This is a genomic window from Phormidium sp. CCY1219, assembly GCF_055795085.1.
In genome coordinates this window covers 1-6899 of sequence record NZ_JAYFEQ010000001.1, presented here as the reverse complement: position 1 = coordinate 6899, position 6899 = coordinate 1, and the positions used below count along the sequence as shown (strand labels likewise).

The following is a 6899-nucleotide window of genomic DNA, read 5'->3' as shown; positions in this document are numbered from 1 at the left end:
ATCCTGGTTCCCAGGCTCAGCCTGGGAACGCCCCAGTGGAGGCTCTGCCTCCTAATCCCCCATCATCGGGAACAATCTTGGTTCCCCCTCATTCCCAGGCTGAGCCTGGAAACGAGATTTAATCAGTATACCGATTTTGGTCATAGATCCTCGGCAGATGATTTGGAGGCAGAGCCTCCGCAATCTCGTTCCCAGGCTGAGCCAGGGAACGAGATTTAACGAGATTTAACGAGGTTTAATGAGATTTAACAAGATTTGTGGAGGCAGAGCCTCCGCAATCCCGTTCCCAGGCTGAGCCAGGGAACGAGATTTAACGAGGTTTAATGAGATTTAACAAGATTTGTGGAGGCAGAGTCTCCGCAATCCCGTTCCCAGGCTGAGCCAGGGAACGAGATTTAACGAGGTTTAATGAGATTTAACAAGATTTAACAAGATTTAACAAGATTCGATCGGTTTTACGAGTGTTAACAGCAGTGGATTTTGCATGGTTATGCTATGATGGAAAATAAATTAGATTCCCTCGTTCCCATACCCAAGGGAATGCTACTCTCGAAACTTTGTTTCCCACTCCCTCAATCTCTCTAACTACCAATGTAAAAAAAATGGGTCGATCGCGCTATCACTTTATCGACAATTATCCTCATTTTATCACCTGCACGGTAGTCAACTGGATTCCTATATTTAGCCGACCAGAAATCGCTCAAATTGTACTATAATCTCTCGGGTTTATGCAAAGCAAACAGCGGTGGATTTTGTATGGTTATGTTATCATGGAAAACCACCTGCATTTCATCGTTTCTTCTGCTACGCTATCGCGAGCGGTGGGTCAGTTTAAGTCTTTTACGGCTCGCTCTATTATTGATTGGCTTATCCAACATCAGTTTCACTCTATTCTAAAACAGCTTAAGGCGGGAAAGGCAGTTTATAAAAGTGACCAAAAATACCAGCTTTGGCAAGAAGGGTCGCATCCGCAGGCTATTTTCAGCCCAGATGTTTTTCGGCAAAAGTTAGAGTATATTCATAACAATCCTATTCGACGCGGATATGTAGATGAACCGGGTCATTGGCGGTATTCGAGTTATCGCAATTACATGGGTGAAGAAGGATTGTTATCTGTTCAATTGCTCGATGTGTGAGCTTTTAATGGGAGGTTCCGCCGACCTCATCCCCTGGAGCCTGGAGAGGAGTTTGGCAAGGCTGAATGAGTTGGAGGCGGAGCCTCGGGAGCGGGGTTCCCAGGCGGAGCCTGGGAACCAGTTTGGGGGAGTTTTATGCGGTTATTAGGGGGGTACTTGGAGGCGGAGCCTCGGGAGCGGGGTTCCCAGGCGGAGCCTGGGAACCAGTTTGGGGGAACCAGTTTGGGGGAACCAGTTTGGGGGAACCAGTTTGGGGGACGGTTTAACGATAATCTTGACTTTGAATTTCGCGCAGACGCGATTCGGGGCGTTTGAGGCGGTCTAATTGCGCCTCAAAGAACTGACGATTGGCCATTAAATGGTTTGGATTGGGATCGTCGAGGGGATAGAGCAGGGCTTGGCGCAAGGCTTGGAAAACGGCGGAGGTGACGCAGTACATCGATCGCTGGAATGTAATGCCCAACTGAATCAGCATATCCTCTTCGCCCCGGCAATGTTTCTGATAGTAATCTATCAAGTAGGGAGGCAGGAAATGCAGCATATCCTGCATCAGTAATGTAGGCGGAATGCCAGCGGTGCCCACGGGAAACACATCGGCGTAAAGAATGCCATAGTGGAAATCTTTTTGCTCGTCGGGCACTTGTTTTGCTTGGGCGTTATAAGACTTGGTGCCCCGGAAGGGGGAGGTGCGATAAAAGACGGCTTCCACATAGGGAAGGGCGGCTTCATACAGCCACATAAAGCCTTTGGATTTGGGAATAATTTCGTAAACTTCGCCGCGAATTTTCGCGTGGTGGTAGATGGGACGACCGGCGATCGCGAAGATTCCGTTAACCAGGAAATTCATCGCTTCGGGAACGGTTTTTAACCCCCCTTCATCGTAGAGATCGGACATTTCAAAAAAGACGGGGGCCATCACTTCCCAAAACAGTCCGAGGTTGCTATAATAGGACAATTGCCGGACTTGTTCGAGGAACATATCGGGGAAAAGTTGATAAAGGCCGAGCATCACCGGATTGCCTTTAAAGTAGGCTTTAATCGCGCGATCGGCATTGGCTTTATATTCGTCGCTATCGAGATAGGCGTCGAATTTGCCCCACCCCATATCTCGACCGTGCCAAAACATGGCGCGCATACAGGCTTCGGCAAATTCCATATTCACGCGATCGTGCAGCCAGTGGTGCAAAAGGCGGGGAATTTTTTTCTGCAGTTCCCCTTTTTCCATAAATTCTAGCAGTTCCGGATGGGCGGTGGCTTCGCCGCGCCAAATCCGCCAATCTGCATCTTCTCCCGCATAATGATTGTGCAGTTCGATATATTCGGGGGGCAGAAAATATTTAAAAAAGGGCAGGGGATCTAAAAAAACCTCTTCGGCGATGTAAAGTAAGTCGCGCCAGTAGAAATCCATCGGCACTGCATAGGCTTTATAAATGCCGATAATTTGCATCAAGTTTTCTGGCGTATCGGGAAGCATCGCCCCGCCGGCTTCTAAGCGGTGAATCACCTCGGCAAATTCATGCTCGGAGGGGGGAAGTTTTGCTGCGCCTGTCGCTGTTGCAGTGGTCATGGTGTTAATGGTGTTTTTTTGTGGGCTATGGTGTAAAAGGGATTTGGATTTGGCAGGCGATCGCGCCGATGAGGCGTTCCCAGACAGAGCCTGGGAACATTTAAACTACACCTTACTCGATCTGCGGTGCCCGCATTTCAAAATTGTGAGCCAAAGGGGTATTGTTCTGGCTCTCCAATGCGACAACCATTGCCGTTGTCGTAGGTTCGCTCCAGCGCACCAACCAAGTGGGTTGAATGCCTAAAAAGAAAATAATAGCGGCTAAAACCAGTGCGGGCGTGCGTTCCGCCCAGACGACGCGCGGATAGTACGCCAACTGATTATCCAGTTTACCAAAACAGGTGCGGTTGAGCAAAATGACGAAGTAAACTGCGGTTAACCCCGAGGCAATGATGCACAGCAGGGTGGGTAGGGGAAAGATGGCAAAACTGCCTTGAAAGACCATAAATTCGGAGATGAAGCCCACCAAACCGGGAATCCCAGCACTGGCCATTCCGCCTAAAATCAGTAAAGCGGTGGTGAGGGGCAAGCCTCGGATCGGGTTCATCAGTCCGTTGAGTAGGTCTAGCTCTCGGGTGCCGACTTTTTTCTCGACGATTCCGATCAGGTAAAAGAGGATCGCTAAAATCAAACCGTGGCTGACCATTTGTGCCACCGCGCCGAGGACGCTGAGGGAGGTGCCAGCGGCGGCGGCAACCAGGATGTATCCCATGTGACCGATGGAGCTATAGGCCACCATCCGCTTGATGTCTTTTTGCGCGATCGCGGTCAATGCGCCATACAGCACGCTCACCACCCCGATCGCCACCAGTACCGGGGCCACCAGTCCCCAGGTTTGCGGAAACAGTTGCAACCCAAATCGCACTAAGCCATAAGTCCCCAACTTCGCCAGAACTCCGCCGAGAAGAATCGCCACGGGCGGCGAAGCTTCCACATACGCATCGGGCAACCACGTGTGCAGGGGCACCAACGGCACTTTAATCCCAAACCCAACTAACAACAAGCTCAGCAAAATTAACTGGGTTCTCAACGGTAATCCGTCGGTGAGAATCGCATTAAAATCAAAACTGCTCGCACCGCTCAACCAGCCTATCCCCAAAAAGGCGGCTAAAATTAAAATCCCGGAAACGGCGGTATAGATAAGAAACTTCATCGCCGCATAGCCGCGTTTTTTACCGCCCCAAATGCCAATTAACAAATACAGGGGAATCAGTTCGAGTTCGTAAAATAGCACGAACAGCAGCAGATTTTGCGCCAAAAATGACCCGGCGAGTCCTGCATTGACTAGGAAAATCATCGGGTAGTAAACGCGCGGGCGTTCCACGGATTCCCCAGTCCCATAAATGGCGATCGCCGTAAGTAGGGAACTTAAGGCGAGTAGGGGAAAAGATAACCCATCAATGCCGAGATTATAGTTCAGTCCCAGTTGAGGAATCCAGGATAAATATTCTTGAAACTGCAATCCGTAGGCATTGACATCGAACTGAATGCCTATCCAAATCGTCCATCCTAAAATAGCCAGGGCGAGGCTCAAGGAGATATTTCTAAGCTGCATTGAGGTGGGTTTTCCCGGCCAAACTCCCACAATTGCAGCACCCGCTAGGGGGAGCAAAATTAAGGCACTTAACATAGAGGTTTCCTACTTTTTCTCTTTGCTGGAGTGTTGGGGGAATTGCTCCCGATCGCGATCGGGAAGCAACCTCCCGGTTTTCTCAATTCGAGCGGTCACAGACTCGCCAATAATGGCCAACTCAGCCAAATTCCCAAAATCGCTACGCCAATCAGAATGGTCAAGGCATAAAACTGCGTTTGCCCGGTGACGTTGTACTTCAAGCTTTGTCCGCTAAAGACGGTGACTAATCCAATTAAATTCACCACGCCATCCACGATATAGCGATCGATCCAGGAAATAATCTGCGACACCAACCCCACCACAAACACAATGGTCAGTTTGTACAGTTTGGCGGTGTAGAAATCGTAGGCAAAAAAGTCTTGCACCGATTGCGAACCGAAGCGCACCGGTTTGGGCCAGTTATCGTTAAGATAAATCATCGCACCTAGTCCGCCGCCGATCGCAGTGGATCCGACCAATACCGTAGCCGCGCCGAGATTGACCTCAGCCCATGCGGGCAGCAAGTTCCACCGCAGCAGCATTAAGGGCACATGCAGGGTAAAGCCCATCAAGACAACGGTGGGTAACATCATGGGCCAATGCGCTTCTGGCGATCGCACGGTCATGGGTTTCACTGGACCGGCGAAAATTAACCCGAATTCTCGCACCACACTAAAGGTGGTTAACCCATTCACCACCACCAAGACTCCCACTAGGGCCGGTTGCGTCTCCCACAGGGTGTCCGCCATCTCCAGCAATGCCCAGAAGCAGCCAAATGGCGGAAGGGCAATCAATCCCGCCGCCCCAACCAAATACGCTAACCCGGAAATCGGACGCCGCGACCACAAACCCCCATATTTGGTCAGGTCTTGGGTGACGTTGTTCCAGGCGATCGTCCCGGTACTCATCACCAATAGTGCCATCGCCAGGGCGTAGGTCAGCAGTAACGTGAGTGCGGTTTGCGTTTGTCCCGTCCCCACGGCGATGAATACCAGTCCCATGTAAGCGCTGACGGAGTAGGATAAGGCGCGCTTGATGTCGATTTGGGCGATCGCGATCGCTGAGGTCCCTACCGCCGTCGCCGCCCCCATCGCGATCGCCACCGAGGTTCCCACCGGGGACAGCGCTATGACCGGTTCGAGTTTTATCAATATCCACGCCCCTGTGGCCACAACCACCGAATTCCGCAAAATCGTACTCGGAACCGGCCCTTCCATCGCTTCATCTAACCACAGGTGCAAGGGGAATTGGGCGCATTTCCCCAACGGCCCGGCAATTAATCCCAGGGTCAGCAAGCTGGCTACTGTGGGATCCAACTCCGCCGTTTTTGCCCATTGCGCTAATTCACTAAAGTTCCACGTTCCCGCTAATGGCAATAGCGCTACCACCGCCATCAGCAGCATTAAGTCTCCCACCCGCTTGGTTAAAAACGCATCTCTCGCACCAGTCACCACTAAGGATTGGTTAAACCACAACCCCACCAGCAGATAGGTGCCGAGGGTGAGGATTTCTAATACCACATAACTGAAAAATAGGGAATTGCACAAGACTAGGGCGCAGATTCCCGCTTCAAACCATGCCAACATGGAATAGAATCTTGCCCATCCCCAGTCCATCTCCATGTAACCCACGGCGTAAATCTGCGCGACCAGATTCAACCCGGTTACCACTATCATCGCCCCCACCGTCACCGATGAGATTTGCAAATCCACGGTAAGCTCTAAACCCGCCGCATTCAGCCAGGTCCAGGATACCTCCCGCGCCGGCTGATTCCACGTCGCCGGAAGCGCCAACCAGCTATGGGTGAATGCCAAAAAGGTCATTATCGCATTGGCATACCCCGCCGGTCTAGGCCCTATGCGACGAATCAGTCCCGGCGACCACGCCGCCGCTACTATCATGCCTATTAAGGAGTAGCAGGGGACTAACCAAACACTCGGAAGAAATAAATCGGCCATCTGTATTTACCCGATCGCGTTTCAGCTTCTCTCTCGCCTTCGATTACCCCCGCAAATCGGGGGTAACTTTTCGGCAGATTAATCTTTTCTTTATTTTATGGTTCTTAGGTTAACTTTATGCGTGCCTAAATGGAAGCCTTTTCTCAAACAAATTCGTAATCCACTCACTCAGATCTCCTTATGAACCCTATTTTTCTTCCGGTTCTCTAGAGATTTTTACTCAGCCAATTCTCTTTTCTATCAATTTTGCTAATTTTAACTATAGATTTTCATCTATGCAGCAGAAAAACTCCTCCAGCAAAAGCAGGGGATCGCCTTTGCTTTCCCCTAACGCATTCTCGCCTCTCTCCTAAAAAACCTTGACTTTGGCGAAACGATTTGATATATTCTCTTTTTTAAGCACTCATGCACGAGAAATTGCACCTCCATTTTTGCGGTTTGTCGGGTGGCCCGTTCTAGAACAGATTCGCGATCGCCCTCCACTTCTGTCAACTTTCTCTCTTTCTCAAATCCGCGATCGGCACATTTTCCATCGATTGCCCCAAACTCTTTTTTTTCGCCGCGCCCTTTTTTTTTCGCCTTTTTTTCGCCAAGGGGTTGACTTTCCCCGGGAAGCTTGGTAGTCT

General features: G+C 50.5%; 5 protein-coding genes. 1 reads left to right on the top strand and 4 read right to left on the bottom strand.

The genetic code is table 11. The features are described 5' to 3' along the window. Positions 1–770 precede the first annotated feature (770 nt). Complete coding sequence (locus AC0QH1_RS00025; RefSeq protein WP_324628694.1) at positions 771–1136, top strand: transposase; 366 nt, start codon at positions 771–773, stop codon at positions 1134–1136. A gap of 262 nt (positions 1137–1398) precedes the next feature. Here the strand turns inward: AC0QH1_RS00025 and AC0QH1_RS00020 are convergent, their stop codons facing one another. The 4 genes from AC0QH1_RS00020 to AC0QH1_RS00005 all read right to left on the bottom strand — a co-directional run. Beyond that, positions 1399–2703 carry a CO2 hydration protein gene (locus AC0QH1_RS00020; RefSeq protein ID WP_324628693.1) on the bottom strand — a complete coding sequence of 435 codons (1305 nt, stop codon included), beginning with the start codon at positions 2701–2703 and terminating at the stop codon, positions 1399–1401. 112 nt (positions 2704–2815) lie between these two features. Continuing rightward, entirely contained in the window at positions 2816–4333 is a 1518-nt protein-coding gene (locus tag AC0QH1_RS00015; RefSeq protein WP_324628692.1) for an NADH-quinone oxidoreductase subunit M, read from the bottom strand. Between the two features lie 95 nt (positions 4334–4428). Further along, complete coding sequence (locus AC0QH1_RS00010; protein ID WP_324628691.1) at positions 4429–6273, bottom strand: NAD(P)H-quinone oxidoreductase subunit F; 1845 nt, start codon at positions 6271–6273, stop codon at positions 4429–4431. 327 nt (positions 6274–6600) lie between these two features. Next, on the bottom strand, positions 6601–6899 hold a 299-nt coding region (locus tag AC0QH1_RS00005), incomplete at its 5' end, for a hypothetical protein (RefSeq protein ID WP_324628690.1).

What these genes read in the sequence shown, in the direction of transcription:
- AC0QH1_RS00025 (WP_324628694.1), top strand. Translation starts at nt 771, where the DNA reads ATGGAAAACCACCTGCATTTCATCGTTTCTTCTGCTACGCTATCGCGA.
- AC0QH1_RS00020 (WP_324628693.1), bottom strand. Translation starts at nt 2,703, where the DNA reads ATGACCACTGCAACAGCGACAGGCGCAGCAAAACTTCCCCCCTCCGAG.
- AC0QH1_RS00015 (WP_324628692.1), bottom strand. Translation starts at nt 4,333, where the DNA reads ATGTTAAGTGCCTTAATTTTGCTCCCCCTAGCGGGTGCTGCAATTGTG.
- AC0QH1_RS00010 (WP_324628691.1), bottom strand. Translation starts at nt 6,273, where the DNA reads ATGGCCGATTTATTTCTTCCGAGTGTTTGGTTAGTCCCCTGCTACTCC.